Genomic DNA, 17632 nt, shown 5'->3' with positions numbered 1-17632 from the left:
TGGCTTAATCGAACCCCGATAGCAGTGACCTCTGGCAGGATCAACCAGAATTTGAAGTAGGCACACTATCAATTTTCTTAAAGGGATTAGCGGTTACTAAACAGATTTCCGCATTGCCAGTGCCAACGTCAGAACCAACACCGACCCGACTCGGTGATTTTGATTCTCCATCGAAACACAGATTTTAACCTGTGTCCCCTATTTGGGAGAGACAACGTGTGTCGCTCCCGAGTGACTTTGTGGGATTACAGTATTGAACTCCAGAGGATATAAACCTTTGGAGTCAACCTCTCGAACCAAGGAACTTGATTCGGATCCACCTCGTGAGGTAATAATCTACGACTTCAGAGTATATAAGGCTTTACTTCCCGCGAGAGAAGTAAAGATTCTGCTCTAGAAGTCGGAGCCCCAGAGTGCTGATTCCGGTCTCGCCGGAGTCATCAGCACCAGTCATCGTGTTCTACTATGTTGCACAACATGGGATATAAACCTTTGCCGTTCCCATTCAGGGACGGAAGGACACATCCTCGCCGCACCATAGAAGATATTGCGATAACATTGTAGGACATCACAGGATATAAACCTTCTCAGTCACCCCGGAGGGCGTTAAAGGAAGGTGTACATCCCGACTACCTCAATCCCATGAGGGCTGATTCCGGTCTCGCCGGAGTCATCAGTCCCGGTCATCTTACGAGGTAACAACATTGGGGGTTTCAAGATATATATCTTCTCAGTCACCCCAGAGGGTGTTAAAGGAAGACATACATCCCGACCACCTCAATCCCGATAGATTGCAGAGCAACCTACCGGAGCCACCTTGTGTGATAACAGAATTAGTCTTTGACGTATATATACCCTTTCTTTCCGGGAAGACCCGGAAAACGGATACAACCACAGGGGCGATTGCCCCTGTGGGTCGTCTCAGACACGACCTCACTATGTTGTCTTCTCCACGATATAAACCTAACTCGTATCCAGACGTTCCTGAACCCCTGTGAGATCAGCGGTCTTGAAATAACGTGAGAATTCAGGCGTTGTCTGGAGGACGTAGCTCCTCCCCTCACGCTGACGCGCCACCAGGCTCCGCCGGATCAGTTCGTCCACATGGGCATACGCACCACTCCCCCGTATCTCTACCAGTTCACTCTGGAGGATCGGTTGCCGGTAGGCGATCACCGAGAGGGTGCGCAGCACAGCGCGCGAGATCTCTGGACGGAGCAAAGGATAGACAAGGTCGCTGAACTCCTCTTTTAGAACCATAAATACACTCTCCCCTGCGTCCAGAATTTCAAGGGGAGACGCACGTGCCACAAGGCGACCGGCAAGTTCTGCCACAAGCGCAGACACTTCCTCGCGCCGCACACCAAGCATGCGCTCCAGGTCCCGGTAGTCTATCGGGGCATCAGCCACGAAAAGGATCGCCTCAAGCATCGTCACTCTGTCCATTCTCTTTCCTCCTTACATAGACGTCACCGAAATACTCCTCCTGCCAGATCTCGACAATCCCATCAAGCATAAGAAACAGGAGCGGGATATAGACCCCTATCGTCCCGCAGTGGAGAGACGAGCAGATGGAGCGCATGGTCACCACAGATCCATCAGGAGCCAGATCATCATAGCACGCCATCACGGACGCCGACGCACCCCGATAATCTTCATCATGGGCGACCGAAACAACATCAGACACACGGATCAGATTATCCACAGTAGGGCGAGCGCGCTGGCGTTGACGGCGGTGTTCCTCTTTCTCCGCAGCCTTCAGTTCCGTGATCAGTTCATAGAGGGTGACAGGCCGGCGCCGCACTTTCTTCCTGCCGATCCTCCGCTGGATCTCGCGCTCAAGGCGCTCGATCGGTTCCCCGATCTCCGGGCCATCAAAATCCTCCTCCTCCCCTGTATCAACCTCCTCCCCCCCCTCTTCCCCATCAGGATCCGCAGAGAGATACTCAGACTTCATCCGGAGGAGAGTCGCAGCATAGAAAAGAGTCCGACCCGAAACAGCGAGGTCGAGTTCGCGACACCGTTCCAGTTCAGAGAGGAAGCGATCGGTCACCTCAACAATATTGATATTCCAGGGATCGATCTCCCCGCGTTCCGCGAGGCGCGCCAGGATCTCAACAGGTTCCTCATGCATGATTCTCGACACCGGTAACAAGCGTGCTCTTGTCCGGGCGGATCGTCACGCCCATGATCCTGTCCGCCGACTCGATCATCGGTTTGCGGAGAGAAACTGTAATGAACTGCGCATTCCGAGAGAGTTCCCTGATCATCGTGGCGACCTGCTCCACATTGGAACCGTCAAGGAACATGTCCACCTCATCGAAGGCATAGAAAGGAGCAGGGAGGTATTTCTGGATCGAGAAAAGGAAGGCAAGGGTCGTCAGGGACTTCTCCCCCCCTGAGAGAGCAGAAAGGAGCTGCACCTTCTTGCCGCGCGGCTGAACCGCAAAGGTGAGGCCACCGGAGAAGGGATCCTCCTCGTTGTCCAGCGCAAGGTGGCCACTGCCGGCGGTAAGCCGCGCAAAGATCTCCCTGAAATTTGCATCGATAGCCCTGAAGGCGGTCATGAAAGAGTCATACTTCATACGGTCAAAATGTTCTATCCGCTCGATGAGGGAGGTTCTCTCAGCAGATAGGACCTCTTTTTTCCGGGTCCTGTCCTCAATCCTCTCCGCCACCTTCCCGTACTCCTCAATGGCGAGCATGTTCACCGCTCCGAGAGCGCGCAGGGAACGGTCGGCCTCCGCTATCCCCCCCTCGATCTCGGTCAGAGAGAGATCGGTCTCCTCCCCTTCCTCCACCTGTAGAGACTCGATCTCGACCAGAAGAGCATCAGCCTTCTCGGAGAGTGTCATGATGAGGAGACGGATGCGGTCGGCCTGCGCATTCAGCCCGGCACACCGCTTCTCAGCTGCGGCAATTTTTGCAGCGATCTCATCACGCTTTGTGCGCAGAGCGGTGATCTCAGAGGAGAAAGACTGCTGCCGCCCCTCAAGGTCCGCGATCTCGGCCCGCGCCGACGTGATCTCCCCCTCAGCTGCGGTGACCTCACCATCTATCCCGCGGTTCTTCTCGGTCAGGCGGTCGCGCTCGGCAGAGAGTTCCTGAACCCTCTTCTCGAAGTACTGCCTCTCGCGCTGGGCATCGGCGATGTCGGCCTCCTTGTTCCGCAACCTCCTCTCGGCACCCTCATAGTCACGCCGTACTCTCTCCAGTTCCTCGGTGAGGCGCGGGATCTCGGTGTCGTCCAGTTTCTTCTTCAGTCCATCGATCTCCCCGTTCAGGCCCGTAAGGGCGTTTCCAACCTCATCAAGTCCTGTCTCAACGGCTGCAAGTGCGGCGGCGCCCGCCTCAACCTCACCCTTCAGAGCGGTGAGATCCCTGCTGACTCTCTCCTCCTCGGCCTTCTGTGACGCAATACGCCGACCATACTCCTCAATGACAAGAGCATAGCGTGCAAGTCCCTGCTCGATCCCGGCGCGCTTCTGCCGGTTCTCGTCCACCTCTGCAGAGAGACGATTGATGGACCGCTCAAGCTCGGCCGCTTCTTCCTGCTTCCCGGCAAGGGCATGGGAGACCTTTGCGATCTCGTCCTCGACAGCCGCACCGAAGCCTCCCCCCTGCTTTTTCTTCAGGAAACCACCGGTCATTGCTCCGGACTTCTCCAGAAGTTCGCCTTCGAGCGTGACCATCCTGTACTTCCCGAGGAGGCGCCGCGCATTCTCCAGGGTGTCCACGACGACGGTCGAACCGAAGACCTGCTGGAAGGCGAGGTCATACTGGCGGTCGAAGGAGAGGAGGTTGACCGCATAGTCGATCACACCGGGGTCGCGCACTGGAGGGTACTCCCGCGCCTTCATCTTATTGAGGGGGAGGAAGGTAAGCCTGCCAAGTCGTCCTTCCTTGAGGTACCGGATCGCACCCGCGGCGACGGTATCATCCTCGGCCACGACATACCGGAGCTTTCCCCCTGCCGCCACGTCAAGGGCAGTGGCATACTCAGGAGGCGAACGGCCGAGTTGCGCGACCGTGCCAAAGATACCGTCCATTGCAAGCACTGCCTCAAGGGCCGGACCCCCCGCACCGTCCCTTGACTGCTGCTGCGCTTCCAGCCGCATCAGTTCACGCTCGTCCGTCTGGATCTCCTTTCTGAGACGTTCGAGGGACGACCGCCTGGCAAAGAGAGTGCTCTCCGTCTCAGAGAGACGGCGGTCAAGGGCCGCCTTCTCCGCTTCAGACGTCTCCGACGCCTTCCTCGCCTCACCGATCCCGGCCTCTAGGTTCCCATACCCCGCCCTTACCTCAGCAAGGTGCGCCTCCAGTCGCTCAATCTCCGAGGTCCGCATCCTGCTTTTCTCGATAAGAAGGTCCTGCTCGTGCAGGAGTTCGGAGCGTCGGGTCTTCTTCGCTCCGGCATCCTCCATCAAAGAGAAAAGTTGCTGCTTCAGGCCCTCGACCTCTTTTCCGCCCCGGGAGATTTCTGCTTCAAGGTTCTCGGCCTTCGCCTTTGCAGCGGCGCACTCCATCGCAAGGTTTGCACGGTCGATGGAGAGTGTCCGGACCTGCTCCGTTGAGGCCTTTGCCCGCTCTGTGGCGCGCTTCTCGTCAAGGAAGGCCCGGTTGATCCCCTCCAGGTTCTCGTCCTTCTCCTTCTTCAGGCGTGCAATCGACCCCTCAGCAACCTTTATCCGCCCCTTGGCTTCTTCAAGGGCCGAGATCAGTTTGAGATATTCAGTGCCGCTCTTCTCATTGATCTCGGTATCGGCATCGGCAAGGTCGGTCTTGAGGTACGCAAGGTCGTTCTCTTCGATCCCGAGATCGGCAAGAGCGCGCTCAAGGGCAAGGTTCTGGTCCCCGATCTGCGTGGTAAGAGAAGTGTGTTCGGCGCGCATCTCGCGCACACGCGCTGCTGCCCGGCAGCGCTGAAAGTGGTCGAGTTTCTCCTTCCAGTGCCGGTACTGCAGTGCCTGCTCCCGCTCCTGCTTCAATTCTCCCAGGCGCGCATTAAGTTCGAAGAGCACCACTTCCTCACGCTCGATCCGCTCGCGCACCACTTCGAGTTCATCGAGGGCCTGGGCCTTCTTCCCTTCGAACTCGGAGACACCGGCAATCTCGTCGATAATCTTGCGTCGTTCGCCGTCCCCCATCTCCATGATCCGGGTGATGTCACCCTGCATCACCACATTATATCCCTCAGGCTTGATCCCGATCTTTGCGAGGAACTCAATGACATCATTCTGTTTGACGAGACGGCCGTTGAGGTAATTATAGGAGTAATAGTTGGAGGATGTCCTCTTGATCCGCCGCCTGATCTCGGTGCCGTCCGAGAAGGTGATCGCCACCTCGGCGGTATTTTTACCGGAGTTGAGATTGATCAGATCGGTCAGTTTCTCGGCCCGAAGACCGCGGGCGCTCGTAAGAGCGAGGGCGAAGAGCAGACTGTCGATAATATTGCTCTTTCCCGACCCATTTGGGCCCGATACGACCGTGAAACCCTCTAAAAATGGAATGGATGTCTTTTTCGCAAAAGACTTGAAATTGTCGATCTCAATTCCGGTGATGTACACCAGGCAGCCCCTTACTTCCTGATACTGGTGTCGTCCTCTTCCTCTGCAAAGATAATAGCGCCAGCCCGTTTCTCCGTGTTCCTGCGGGATCCGGACCGCCGCTCAGAGGTGAGACAGGCGGGAGCCTGATTGTTGGGGGCAATGATATAATCGGAACTTCTTCTCCGTTCCCTCTTGAGCGTCCCATCATTCTGCATGATGAGATCCATGTCCCCTTCATCCCCTGTGGATACCGACGTGGGTGCAGGAGCGGGTGTGGGTGCCGATCCGCGGACGAAGTCTTCCTGCCTCTCAGGTAACTCTTCGACAAAGACCTTCGGTTTCAGGCTCGGGCGTTCTGCCCTTTCAAGCTCGGTCTTCGCCTCAAATGCGCGGTTGAGCCGCATCGTCACGGTCTTGAGATCGAGCACCTCCTCGGTCAAACCCTTGACGAGGGCTTCCATCTCCTTCAACCGCTGTTCAAGCCGGTAGATCCGCTCATCTTCCGGCGACGCAAAAGTCTTCTCCGAGTCCCGCATTGACACGATCTCCCTCTCCCTCTCTTCAAGTTGATGCTCAAGGAATTTCACTTTGGCATCTTTATTGAGCATATCGTCCCTCAAGATTAAGATGATTTTATTGACCTATAATGATTGTGCTCTTATTCTGCTCCGATCCAGAGACAGAATAATAAAGGGTAGAATACTCGCTGTATATTCACCCAGACCTGGAAGGTGGGTGAGAGCGGGGCAGTCAAGACCCTGCGGGGGGAGAGAGACAACAGGGAAATATCCGTGATCCTGTGGGCAGGCAGAACAATATGCGAGACATGGCGGCATTCCTCACCTGCAAAGGACGAAGACATAATACTGATCACGGCGATGTTTTTGTACATGTCTCATCTTGCTACTACGGATCCAGAAATCACAGGGATTATCGAAAAAGAGCGTCTCAGACAGACAAACGGTCTTGAGTTGATCGCATCGGAAAACGTTGTCTCCAGAGCCGTCATCGAGGCTGCAGGCTCGATCCTGACGAACAAGTACGCCGAAGGCTACCCCGGAAAGCGGTACTACGGCGGCTGTGAATACTACGATATGATCGAGAACCTTGCACGGGACCGCCTCTGCCAGCTCTTCGGCGCAGAGCATGCAAACGTCCAGCCCCACTCGGGGTCTGGAGCCAACATGGCCGTCTACTTTGCCACCATCAAGTACGGTGACAAGATCATGTCCATGAAGCTCTCCGAGGGCGGTCACCTCTCCCACGGTTCGCCGGTAAGTTTCTCCGGCAAGATGTACAACGTCGTCCAGTACGGCGTGGACCATGAGACCGAGGTCATCGACTACGCGGCCCTCGCCGACATGGCGCGGAAGGAGAAGCCGCAGATGATCGTCTGCGGCGCCTCGGCCTACCCCCGTGAGATCGACTTCAAGGCCTTCGGCGAGATTGCCGAAGACGTCGGTGCCTACTGCATGGCCGATATCGCCCACATCGCAGGCCTCGTTGCCACCGGCCTCCACAACTCCCCGGTGGACGTCCTTCCCTTCACCACGACGACCACCCACAAGACCCTCCGCGGCCCCCGCGGCGGCGCGATCATGTGTCGTGATGAGTTCGCTCAGGCCATCGACAAGGCGGTCTTCCCCGGTCTGCAGGGCGGCCCCCTGATGCACATCATAGCCGCCAAGGCAGTCTGCTTCAAGGAAGCGCTCACCCCCTCCTACAAGGAGTACTGCAAACAGATCGTCAAGAACGCGAAGACCCTCGCCGCCACCCTCGACTCAGAAGGGCTCCGCCTTGTCTCCGGGGGCACCGACAACCACCTCATGCTCCTTGATCTCTCTGACAAGCACCTGACCGGCCTGCAGGCCGAGAACGCCCTGCACGACGCCGCGATCACCGTGAACAAGAACACGATCCCGCGCGAGACTCTCTCTCCTTTCGTCACAAGCGGTCTGCGGATCGGCACCCCGGCCGTCACTTCCCGCGGCATGAAAGAAGAAGAGATGAAGATGATTGGCCACTACATCGCCACCGTCCTCAACGACATCGAGAACAAGGAGAAGATCGCAGGAGTGAGGAAGGAAGTCGAGGCACTTGCGAGCAAATTCCCCATTTACGCGGTAATCGAATGATCCTCGACGGCAAGGCCATATCGGAGAAGAGGCTCGAACTCCTCAAGGAAAAGATCGAGGAGTCGGGGCTCTACCCCCACCTCGCCACGGTGCTGGTGGGCAGCGACCCGGCCTCGCAGATGTATGTCCGGATGAAACACCGGACCTGCGAACGGGTCGGTATCGGATCGGTCCGCATCGAACTCCCCGAGACAGCGACGACGCAGGAGGTCCTGCAGGCCGTCGGTCGCCTCAACAACGACCCCGACATCTCGGGAATCCTGGTGCAACTCCCTCTGCCGCGGCAGGTGGACACAGAGAGGGTGATCAACGCGGTCCTCCCGGAAAAGGACGTCGACGGTTTCCACCCGGTGAACGCCGGGAAACTCTTCTCCGGTCAGCCGCGGTTCGTGCCCTGCACGCCGGGGGGCATCATGACGATCCTCTCCGAATACGGGATCGAGATCGCCGGCAAGAACGCCGTCGTTGTGGGGCGGAGCGTGGACGTCGGGAGACCGATGGCCGCCCTCCTTCTCAACGCCGATGCAACGGTGACGATCTGCCACTCAAAGACGGTTGACCTCCCCTCGATCATGAAAAATGCCGACATCCTTGTCTCCGCAATCGGCAGGGCCAGGTTTGTGAAGGCTGAGATGGTGAAAGAGGGAGCGGTCGTCATTGACGTCGGCATCAACCATGACGAGAACGGGAAACTCTGCGGCGATGTCGACTTCGACGAGGTCGAAAAGAAGGCCTCGGCCATCACCCCGGTGCCCGGCGGCGTCGGGCCCATGACAATCGCAACCCTGATGGAAAACACCTTCAAGGCTGAACAGGCGAGGTCATGCAATCCTGTACTGTGAAAGGGGTGACAGTCGGCAGCGGGGCACCCGTCCGCATCATGGGGATTATCAACTGTAGCCCCGAATCCTTTTTTTCCGGGTCCTATGTCCCGGAAGGCGCCGTTCGTGACCGTGCCTTTGCCATGATCGACGAAGGCGCGGAGGTCGTCGATGTGGGTGCGCGGTCCACCGCCCCGGGATCGGTGCCGATCACGGTCACAGAAGAGATTGAAAGGATTGAATCAGCCCTTACCGAACTCGACGGCAGCGGCATCGCGGTATCGGTGGACACGATGTATCCTGCCGTGCTCGATGCCTGCCTGCGCCACGACATCCACCTGATCAACGACATCAGCGGCCTTTCGAACCCGAAGTACGCCAGCATTGCGGCCGATTCCGGCCTGCCCGTCGTTGCCATGGCGACCACTCGCCTGCCTGGCGACCCAAAGGGAACGGAGGCGACGCTCGCCGCCCTCAACCTGGTGGTGGAGCGTGCCCGTACGGCCGGAGTCGAGGGCCTGATCCTCGACCCAGGCGTCGGGCGGTGGACGCCTGAACGGACCTATGCCGACGACTGGGACCTGTGCCGCGACTTCGGCAGGTTTAAAGAGGCAGGATACCCGGTCCTCCTTGCGATCTCGCGCAAGTCATTCATCGGCGACCTGATCGGCAGGCCATCGGAGGAACGCCTCGCAGCCACCCTCGCCCTGACGGCAAGACTCCTCACGGACGCGGATATGGTGCGAACCCATGACGTAGCGGCGACGCACGATGTGGTTCGTGTCATCGGTCATATGGAGCAGACACTATGAGCGGATGGTTCAGCGTCTATGCCCTCCATACCGGACTCATCCATGACGGTGACGACCTGATAGGGAAGGTCCTTGCGGCGGCCGACGCCGCCCCCTGCCACGGTGTGCAGGACGGTGACATTCTCCTCCTCGCCGAAACAGCGGTGGCAACAGCCGAAGGGGAAACTGTCAAACTTGACTCTATCACCCCGTCCAGGGAAGCACTCGACCTCGCAGATCGCTACCACCTGGAACCGAGGATCGCGGAGGTCGTCCTGCGCGAGTCAGACTGCGTCGTCGGCGGGATACCGGGTTACCTCCTCACTCTCAAAAACGGTACCCTCCTCCCGAACGCAGGTGTGGACCACTCGAATGCGCCCGACGGGGCCGTCGTACCCCTTCCGGCCGACCCGGACAGAAGTGCCGCAGAGATGAGGACAGCGGTCAGGGAGAGAGTGGGAGCGAACATCGGCGTGCTTGTCATCGACTCCCGAACCCATGCAATGCGCCTCGGGTGCAGCGGTGTGGCCATCGGGTGCGCCGGGATCAGGGCTGTTGTCGACGAGGCAGGGAGGCTCGACCTCTATGGCCGGAGACTCGAAGTGACGAAAAGAGCGGTCGGGGACTGTCTCGCCTCGGCTGCCGAACTCCTCATGGGCGAGGCCGACGAGTGTGTCCCGGCAGTACTCTTCAGGGGCAGCGGCATCGGGATCACCGAGGATGTCGGGATCCCGACAATCGACGCCTCAGACTGTCTCTTTATGGGTGCGGCGCTCCACGCCGACCCGGCCCTTTTCAATAGAAAGAACAAAACCGAGTGACTCAAGATACCTGCGGGCCGCACCGGTCCCGTGGATCAGGACCTCGACCAGGTCCTCTTTTTCATCAACGTCGGTATGGAGCCTGAAAGAGTCGACAATATCACAGGATAAACCTGCTTCTGCCGCGATCGCCGTGTGTTTCAGGAAACTTGCCCCATAGTAATCGACATGATACCGCGACGGTTCCCGCACAAAGATCGCGTTCGTCCCCCCACCGCGGCCAGGCATGATGGCAATGTCGGCCGACGTCGCCACCATCCGCGCAACCGCTGCACCATCGGCAAGGGGGAGGTCGGCCATGATGATGAGCAGGGGGCCCTCTGCCGCGGCAAGGGCACGGTCAAGAGATTCATTGAGCCCGGCGGGATCGACGGTCACCCGCGCGTCGGGGTACTCGAAGGGTGCGGTGCAGATGAGGCAGGGAGCGCACCCTCCGGCGCGCACGGCCTCGATGACGTCGGAGAGCATCGCCTGTGCAAACGCCTCCCTCTCTTCCTGGTCCATCACGCAGGAGAGGCGGGTCTTCGGGTTCTTCGGCTTGAAGGGGATGACAGCATCTACTGGCATTTCACCAGACTTTTGGCTGATAACCCGAAAAAACAATCGGATTTATCCCGTGAGAAATACTCGTGAACAGGTCAGGGAACACCCCTCCCCTCTCACAGAAAAAGACAGGAGACCATCACATCGTTGATCAAGGTCAGGAAGCAATATCCCACTCCATCATTCTAGATTGACCGGGGAAAGGCAGATGAAGGGATCCAGAAAAGGATGACTGTCATCAGAACTTCGTGGTCGGCCATATACTCTATCCACTCACTCAATCTTGCGCCTCACCTCTCCTGACAGGGCCTTGCAAGAATGCTGGAAATCCCCTGCCACCACAGGCGCGAAGGTTAGATGAAGGTGGAAGGGGAATGGTACCTGCATGCACCACCGGGTGATCACCTTTTCACGGAACATCTTCCTCCCGCTCACGACAGTCTGCGCAAATGCATGCAGTTACTGCTGTTTCAGGAAAGACATCGCCGAAGGGTGTGTCATGCCGCCCGGAGAGGTGCACCGGACAATCGACGGGGGGGTGCGCCTCGGTTGTACCGAGGCGCTCTTCACCTTCGGCGAAAGGCCGGGCGAGGTGCCGGGTTTCAATGACCGCCTCGCCGCAATCGGGTACACCGATATCCTCGACTACTGCTATGACCTCTGCGCGTATGCCGTCGAGGCCGGGATACTGCCGCACACCAATGCCGGCATCCTGACTTACGACGAACTCGCACGTCTCCGCAACGTGAATGCCAGCATGGGATTGATGCTCGAGACGACGGCAGATATCCCTGCACACCGGAACTCGCCGGGGAAAGACCCCCTCGTCAGGATCGAGATGATCGAGAATGCAGGGAGGCTCAGGATACCCTTCACGACCGGCATTCTCGTCGGGATCGGGGAGACAGCCGCGGACAGGGAGGAGACCCTCGAGGTGATCGCCGGCCTGCACAGGCGCTATGGCCATATCCAGGAGGTCATCGTCCAGAATTTCTGCCCGAAGGAGGGGACAGAGATGGCCAACGCCGCCCCGGCAACAACCGGGGAGATGGCCGAGACGATCAGGCTCGCCCGCGAGATCCTGCCCGAGGAGGTCGCCGTCCAGATCCCGCCAAACCTTGCCGATGCCGCCAGACTCCTTGCGTGCGGCGTCGACGACCTCGGCGGGGTCTCGCCCCTGACCATCGATTATGTCAACCCGGAACACCCCTGGCCGCAGATCCAGGAACTCAAGCGTCTCGTCGGGGACGCAACATTGCAGGAGCGCCTCTGCATCTACCCACGCTTCATCGAGAAGGGGTGGTATGCAGAGAGGCTGTCGCCGTTGATCCACAAACTCCAGAAAGATATTGAGGAGAGGTCTTTGTGACAGAACAGGAACCCATCTACCGCGGAAAGGCAAAGTCCGTATTCCGCTCTGAAAACCCTGACGAACTGATCGTGAAGTTCAGGGATGATATCACCGCCTTTGACGGTGCGAAGAAGGACGAACTCGCACAGAAGGGCGCATACAATGCCCGTGTCTCGGCGTATCTCTTCAGGTACCTGGAGGAGAATGGTATTGCGACGCACTTCGTCCGTATGGAAGACGAAACAACGATGATCGTGCGGCCCCTCAAGATGATCCCTGTCGAAGTGATTGTCAGGAACATTGCCGCGGGTTCCATCGTCAGGAACTACCCCTTCAAGGAAGGCGCCCCCTTAAACCCGCCGGTGATCGTCCTTGACTATAAGGACGACGCCCGCCACGATCCCATGATCAACGACGAGATCATCGTCGCCCTCGGGTTCATGACCGCTGCTGAGATCGCAGAGGTCAAGAAGACGGCACTGAAGATCAACAAACTGCTCAAGGAGAAGATCGATACAATCGGTCTCGACCTTGTCGATTTCAAGCTGGAGTTCGGCCGCCACGGCGACAGGATCCTCCTCGGCGACGAGATCTCCATGGACTCGATGCGCCTGTGGGACAAGAAGAGCCATGCATCCATGGACAAGGACGTCTACCGCTTCGACAAGGGCGACGTCATGGCTACCTACGCCGAGGTTGTCCGGCGCCTCACCGGAGAGTGAAAAAATGAAGTACACCGCCAAGATCACGATTGCCCTGAAAGATGGGATGCTCAACCCCGAGGCGCGTGCGATCCAGCACGCCCTCGCAAACCTCGGATTCACGACTGAGTCCCTCTCCACCGCGAGGGTCTTCTTCGTCACCCTTGAGGCTGCAAGCGCCGGGGCCGCACAGGCCGAGGCAGAGAAGATGTGCGAGCGCCTGCTCGCAAACCCGGTCATCCACCGCTACGAGGTCGAGGTCGCAGCATGAAGTTTGCGGTGGTCCAGTTCGGGGGGAGCAACTGCGACCGCGATGTCCAGTATGTCCTCGCCGACGTCTGCGGCGTGGACTGCGACCTCGTCTGGTACAAGGACGGACTGAAGCAGGACTACGACGCGATCGTCATTCCGGGCGGTTTCAGCTACGGCGACTACCTGAGGGCCGGGGCGATTGCCGCACGGACGCTGGTGATGGACGCGATCCGTCGTCACGCCGACGCGGGCAGGCTCGTCCTCGGGATCTGCAACGGCGCCCAGATCGGGGCGGAGAGCGGGATGGTGCCCGGCACCTTCACGACCAATGCCACGCCGAAGTTCATCTGCCGGCCGGTCTGCCTGCGGGTCGAGACTGCGGACTCGCCCTTCACTCGCCTGTATAAGAAGGGCGAGGTGGTCAGGATCCCGATCGCCCATAAGGAAGGGCGGTACGTCGCGGCCCCGGAGACCCTTACAAGCCTCAACGAGGAGGACAGGGTGGCGTTCAGGTTCTGCGACGAGGCCGGGAACGTCACGCCGGCAGCGAACCCGAACGGCGCAGCAGAGAATATCACCGGCATCATCGGCGGAAAGGCGAGGAACATCCTCTGCATGATGCCGCACCCCGAGCGCGCCTCGGAAGAGGTGCTCGGTTCTGCCGACGGGAAGAAGATCTTCCTCTCCATGATCAGGACGATCGAGGAACAGGACTGATCCCTCTTTTTTTCCTGCGGAGCCGCCCCGCGAAAGCATTTATCTCCTTGGGCCGATAGTTTCGCAATGACAGAGATCTCACAGGAAGAACTCGAAGAGCAGATCCTGAAGTGGGCACAGGATTATGCCCGGAAAAATGGCTGGACGCTCAACCCTGACGACAAACAGTTGCGGACCGTGATCAGGGGTCTTGCACGGAACACGATCCGGTTCGGCGAGCAGTACTGCCCCTGCCGCCTCAGGAGCGGCGATGCCGAGGAGGACAGAAAGATCATCTGCCCCTGCATCTACCACCGGGACGAGGTGGAGAATGAGGGGCAGTGCCACTGCCGTCTCTATTTCCAGAAGACGGACGCATAGATCGATTTGCATGACAAAGAGGCGGGAAGGGCCGTCTCTCTTTTTTGGGATAATCTTGGCTTTCTGAGATTTTGACTCTGAAGAATTCCTGTTCTGGCGTGCTTGCGCCGGGGGACTACGCCTCCCATCGAAAGCCCCTGGCTTTCTCAAGCTCACTCTGCTCGCACCCCGCCCTGGATTGGGGGTGGATGGCAGTCTCACGTTTCAGGATCTCTGCTCACTCTCCCTGGGCCAATCCTAATTCAGGGGGTCCGGGGGGCCGTGCCCCCCGGTCTCGATTGTGGGGAAGGGGGTGGATCAGTCTCTTCCATCGCAGGGGACCCCGTATCCCACCCAAAGTGGAGAACGGGGAACCCCCTCATCCCCGACCGCCCCATACCCTCATCCCCGCCAGCGCCTTCCAGGGATACGGGACGGCGAAAACAAGGATGAGCGCCGCAAGGATCGGCAGCGGAAAAGTGGCGAGGGCGGTCCCGAGGGAGGAGGCGTCGGCGATCGCACCGGAGACGGCGACGCCTATCCCCCCCGCACCGACGGCAAGGCCGAGCATCAGCCCGGAGGCGAGCCCGACATTGCCGGGCATCACCTCCTGCGCCATTGCCACCGTGACCGAGAAGGTGGACCAGAGGAAGAACCCGAAGATGAGGAGGGCGGCGTAGGAGAGGGGGCCGGATGTGACGAGGAAGAGGACGAAGAAGGGGACGGAGGCGGCAAGGCCGAAGATGGTCCACTCTTTCCTCCCGTAGGTGTCGGAGAGGACGCCGCCGATATACTGCCCGACAACGCCGGCAACGAGCATCAGGGAGACGAGAGTGTTGGCGGTGACGAGGTCGGCGCCGAGGAGGTCGTGGAAGTACGTCGGCAGGTAGGCAATGGCCGCGAAGATCACCCAGGAGCGCAGCGCTCCCACGGCGATGATCAGGGCGATCGGCCGGTATGAGGCGGGCGCCTCACGCCCCGCGGGCCTGATCGTATGTTCGGCCCCGGCGCTCCCGCGGGGGAAGATCAGCGGCGAGAGGAGGGCGGTGACGACACCGATGACCCCAAGGACAATGATGCCGGGGAGGCCGAGGGCGCTCACCGCAAGCCCGGCAAGGACCGGCCCGAGGGCGAAGCCGAGGTTGCCGCCGATGACGAAAATGGAGGTAAGTCTCCCGCGGTTCTCGTTCCTGCTCGCCCTGTTCACTGCCGAGAGGGCGAGAGGGTGGAAGGTCGCGGAGCCGAAGGCGGCAAGGGCGGCGCAGACGAGGAGGAGAGGATAGTCGCCGACAAGCCCGAAGGCCCCGATGCAGAGAGAGGCGATGAGAAAGGGAACGGCAAAGGGAAGGGAAAAGCCCCGCCTGTCAGAGAGGTAGCCGACGGCAGGCTGGAGAAGAGAGGAGGTGATGTTGAACGCGGCGACGAGGAGACCGGCAAGGAAGTACGACCAGCCGTGCGTCGCAATGAGGAGGGGGAGGACGGCCGGGATGACCGGCGAGTAGATGTCGATGACGAGGTGGCCGAAGGAGAGGGAGAGGACCGACTTCAGTTCCTTGAGCACCTCAACACCTCTCTATCCGCAGGATCTCGACAGGGATATCGAGGCGGTCGCGCCGGTGGAAGGCAAAGGTCCGCGGGATGGTGAAGGATCCCCCGACTGCGGCGGTGACCCGGCCGCGGCCGGCGATATATGTCTCGATAAAGGGGCGAGACCCCGCGTTGAAGATGCCGTAGACGATGTCGGCCGAGGCGAGGGCGCAGTCGATGAAAGGGCGGTCTGCGTGTTTTTTCTGGGCGCCGAAGGGGGGGTTCATGACGACGGTGTCGAAAGTCTGCGGCCTGATCGGGAAAGCCGGGCCGATCGCCCCGCAGACAAGGTGGACCTCCGCATCGACAAGGGCGGCGTTCGCCTGCGCGGTCCGCAGGGCCGACCTGTCGACGTCGACCCCGACGACCTCTCCGGCCCCGATGAGGGCGGCGCCGCAGGCAAGCATCCCGGTGCCGCAGCCGAGGTCGAGGACGCGCTTCCCCTCGACCGCCCCCTCCCCTGCAGCATGGTGGAGGAGGCGGGCGGCGACAGTCGCCGGCGTGGCGTACTGTTCAAGCGCCGGCTTTGGCGCAGGAAAGCCGGAGAGTTTCTGGAGTGTCATCTCAAGGTGCCGCAGGCGCATGTCTGCATACTACTTGGGATGAGAGGGGGATGAAGGTACCGGAGGCGTCAGCCCTGCGAGGGCGCCAGGCGGTAATAGGTCCCGTTGTATTGGAGGAACACCGGCATATGGGCATCGTTCCCCTCCTGTACAAACATGTACGTCCACCACAGTGCCTGCTCCTCATCTCCGCGGAGGACGATTGCACTCCAGTCGTCGCCGGGCGGCGGGAGGAAGAAGAGAGGAGTGGGACGCCGCACCTTCTTTCCCTCGACGACAAGGTCGTGCAGGGCGGGGTGGGCGGCGAAGTCCTCTTCCGTGAGGTGGACGACGACGGAGGCACTCCCGGACGGAGGGGAGGAAGGGGAGGCGATAAGATATCCCGACGACTCCCCGACCGCCGGGAGGATGAAAAAAGCAGAGAAGAGAACGAGGGAGACGAAAAAGAGGAGGACGTACCTGAGGGCCTGACGCATGGCAGAACCTCTCCCCGGCAATCGAAATATCTTCCCCTTCAGATCTCGTCGATGACGTAGTCCTCCCACTCACGCACCCCGACCAGGATCTCGAACTCCTGGGGGGTGAGGAGAGGGACGGGGAAGCGGACCTGGTCGTCGTAGGCGAGCCGGGGGCAGGCGGTGTTCACATAGGCGCCGCACCCGAAATTGATCATCTCCGCGGCCGAGACCTCGCGCATCGTGATCACGACCGCCTTCTCCGAGAGGGCGGCGAGGCGGGCGGCGAGCGCGGACCGCGCCTGGCCGCTCTTCGTCGAGAGGAGGATGCCGATGCTCTCCGCGGACCGCGCCTTCTCGATGAGGGCGAAACGCCGCCTGAGGAGACGGTCGGCCGAGACCTCCTGCGCCTCCCCGGTATAGGGGTCAAAGGCGACGACCCTCTTCCCTGTCGCCATCTGGACCCCGATCGCATGGAAGACCCCCGTCCCCACAAAGAGGATCTCAGGGGCCGCAAGGGCGCGGGCGTTCCCATAACTGCAGCCGAGCACCTGGCCGGGCAGGGGGGTGCGCCCGCCGCCGGGTGCGATCTCGGCCGTAATGCCGTGCGCGGCGAGGGCGGCGGCGACACCCGGGAGCAGGTGGACGTGCTGGACCGTCGTGACGAGCCCCACCTCCTTCCCGGAGAGGAGGGGGACGGCGGCAGAGACGACCGCCGGGTCGAAGTCAAAAGGAAGATATTCGTAGACGACGCCCGGCCGCTCCTCCACAGGTGCGTGGCCGATATGGACGAGGAGGTCGGCGCCTGTCAGGGAGACCGCATCGAGGGCAAGGTCGCAGGCACCATAACAGGGGTCACCGGCCACCGCCGCCACCTCTATACCTTCGGCGCCAGGGCCCGCGCGAGGGGTGCGGCATGGCGCTTCAGCCCGTCAGGGAGCTGGAGGACGACACGCCGCGCACCCTTCGCCTTCACCCTCTCCGCAAGATCAGCGGCACGAATCAAT

At 60.1% G+C, this 17632-nt stretch carries 18 protein-coding genes; 9 read left to right on the top strand and 9 right to left on the bottom strand.

Going from position 1 to position 17632, the window contains the following annotated elements:
• Nucleotides 1–963: 963 nt before the first annotated feature.
• Genes scpB through Q0520_RS05675 form a run of 4 tightly spaced genes read right to left on the bottom strand, consistent with a single transcriptional unit; the run spans nt 964 to nt 6157 of the window.
• Nucleotides 964–1446, bottom strand: a complete 483-nt coding sequence (gene scpB / locus Q0520_RS05690) for an SMC-Scp complex subunit ScpB (protein ID WP_298667492.1) — start codon at nt 1444–1446, stop codon at nt 964–966.
• Nucleotides 1424–2134, bottom strand: a complete 711-nt coding sequence (locus tag Q0520_RS05685; RefSeq protein WP_298667490.1) for a segregation/condensation protein A — start codon at nt 2132–2134, stop codon at nt 1424–1426. The genes scpB and Q0520_RS05685 overlap by 23 nt, the downstream gene beginning before the upstream one ends.
• Nucleotides 2127–5567 (bottom strand): chromosome segregation protein SMC, encoded by a 3441-nt coding sequence (gene smc / locus Q0520_RS05680; protein ID WP_298667488.1) that lies wholly within the window; start codon nt 5565–5567, stop codon nt 2127–2129. The genes Q0520_RS05685 and smc overlap by 8 nt, the downstream gene beginning before the upstream one ends.
• An 11-nt stretch (nt 5568–5578) precedes the next feature.
• Nucleotides 5579–6157: a hypothetical protein gene (locus Q0520_RS05675; RefSeq protein WP_298667487.1), complete on the bottom strand. Its 579-nt coding sequence runs from the start codon at nt 6155–6157 to the stop codon at nt 5579–5581.
• Nucleotides 6158–6439: 282 nt separating this feature from the next.
• Here Q0520_RS05675 and glyA point away from each other — a divergent pair, with 282 nt between their 5' ends.
• From glyA to cofE, 4 genes are read left to right on the top strand one after another with little or no spacing between them, the layout of a single operon-like run.
• Nucleotides 6440–7684 (top strand): serine hydroxymethyltransferase, encoded by a 1245-nt coding sequence (glyA, locus tag Q0520_RS05670; RefSeq protein ID WP_298667485.1) that lies wholly within the window; start codon nt 6440–6442, stop codon nt 7682–7684.
• Complete coding sequence (gene folD / locus Q0520_RS05665; RefSeq protein ID WP_298667483.1) at nt 7681–8526, top strand: bifunctional methylenetetrahydrofolate dehydrogenase/methenyltetrahydrofolate cyclohydrolase FolD; 846 nt, start codon at nt 7681–7683, stop codon at nt 8524–8526. Before glyA ends, folD begins: the two co-directional genes overlap by 4 nt.
• Nucleotides 8508–9317 (top strand): dihydropteroate synthase, encoded by an 810-nt coding sequence (gene folP, locus Q0520_RS05660; RefSeq protein WP_298667481.1) that lies wholly within the window; start codon nt 8508–8510, stop codon nt 9315–9317. Before folD ends, folP begins: the two co-directional genes overlap by 19 nt.
• Nucleotides 9314–10117, top strand: coding sequence for a coenzyme F420-0:L-glutamate ligase (gene cofE, locus Q0520_RS05655; RefSeq protein ID WP_298667479.1), 804 nt, complete (start codon nt 9314–9316; stop codon nt 10115–10117). The genes folP and cofE overlap by 4 nt, the downstream gene beginning before the upstream one ends.
• Here the strand turns inward: cofE and cofC are convergent.
• Complete coding sequence (gene cofC / locus Q0520_RS05650; protein WP_298667477.1) at nt 10043–10684, bottom strand: 2-phospho-L-lactate guanylyltransferase; 642 nt, start codon at nt 10682–10684, stop codon at nt 10043–10045. The two genes, cofE and cofC, sit on opposite strands and share 75 nt — an antisense overlap.
• A 361-nt stretch (nt 10685–11045) precedes the next feature.
• Between cofC and cofG the strand changes: the two genes are divergently transcribed.
• The 5 genes from cofG (at nt 11046) to Q0520_RS05625 (ending at nt 14041) form a co-directional block, all read left to right on the top strand.
• Nucleotides 11046–12029, top strand: a complete 984-nt coding sequence (gene cofG / locus Q0520_RS05645) for a 7,8-didemethyl-8-hydroxy-5-deazariboflavin synthase subunit CofG (protein ID WP_298667475.1) — start codon at nt 11046–11048, stop codon at nt 12027–12029.
• Nucleotides 12026–12733, top strand: a complete 708-nt coding sequence (gene purC, locus Q0520_RS05640; protein WP_298667473.1) for a phosphoribosylaminoimidazolesuccinocarboxamide synthase — start codon at nt 12026–12028, stop codon at nt 12731–12733. Before cofG ends, purC begins: the two co-directional genes overlap by 4 nt.
• Before the next feature lie 4 nt (nt 12734–12737).
• On the top strand, nt 12738–12983 hold the full coding sequence (gene purS, locus Q0520_RS05635) for a phosphoribosylformylglycinamidine synthase subunit PurS (RefSeq protein ID WP_298667471.1): 246 nt from the start codon (nt 12738–12740) through the stop codon (nt 12981–12983).
• Nucleotides 12980–13681 carry a phosphoribosylformylglycinamidine synthase I gene (gene purQ, locus Q0520_RS05630; RefSeq protein WP_298667469.1) on the top strand — a complete coding sequence of 234 codons (702 nt, stop codon included), beginning with the start codon at nt 12980–12982 and terminating at the stop codon, nt 13679–13681. The genes purS and purQ overlap by 4 nt, the downstream gene beginning before the upstream one ends.
• A 66-nt stretch (nt 13682–13747) precedes the next feature.
• Nucleotides 13748–14041: a ferredoxin-thioredoxin reductase catalytic domain-containing protein gene (locus tag Q0520_RS05625; RefSeq protein WP_298667468.1), complete on the top strand. Its 294-nt coding sequence runs from the start codon at nt 13748–13750 to the stop codon at nt 14039–14041.
• A gap of 358 nt (nt 14042–14399) precedes the next feature.
• Here Q0520_RS05625 and Q0520_RS05620 read toward each other — a convergent pair whose 3' ends face one another.
• Genes Q0520_RS05620 through dph2 form a run of 4 tightly spaced genes read right to left on the bottom strand, consistent with a single transcriptional unit; the run spans nt 14400 to nt 17500 of the window.
• Nucleotides 14400–15581: an MFS transporter gene (locus Q0520_RS05620; RefSeq protein ID WP_298667466.1), complete on the bottom strand. Its 1182-nt coding sequence runs from the start codon at nt 15579–15581 to the stop codon at nt 14400–14402.
• A gap of 1 nt (nt 15582) precedes the next feature.
• Nucleotides 15583–16191: an METTL5 family protein gene (locus Q0520_RS05615; protein WP_298667464.1), complete on the bottom strand. Its 609-nt coding sequence runs from the start codon at nt 16189–16191 to the stop codon at nt 15583–15585.
• A 47-nt stretch (nt 16192–16238) separates the two neighbouring features.
• A complete protein-coding gene (locus tag Q0520_RS05610; RefSeq protein ID WP_298667462.1) occupies nt 16239–16646 on the bottom strand; it encodes a hypothetical protein in 408 nt (135 codons plus the stop codon).
• Between the two features lie 38 nt (nt 16647–16684).
• The gene (dph2, locus tag Q0520_RS05605) at nt 16685–17500 is read right to left on the bottom strand and encodes a diphthamide biosynthesis enzyme Dph2 (protein ID WP_342765241.1); all 816 of its coding nucleotides are present in this window, start codon (nt 17498–17500) and stop codon (nt 16685–16687) included.
• Nucleotides 17501–17632: the final 132 nt, after the last annotated feature.

It is taken from the genome of uncultured Methanofollis sp. (assembly GCF_937919355.1).
Taxonomy (GTDB): Archaea; Halobacteriota; Methanomicrobia; order Methanomicrobiales; family Methanofollaceae; genus Methanofollis.
Note: the sequence above shows the minus strand (reverse complement) of the source record. Positions and strands in the feature narration are given on the sequence as shown.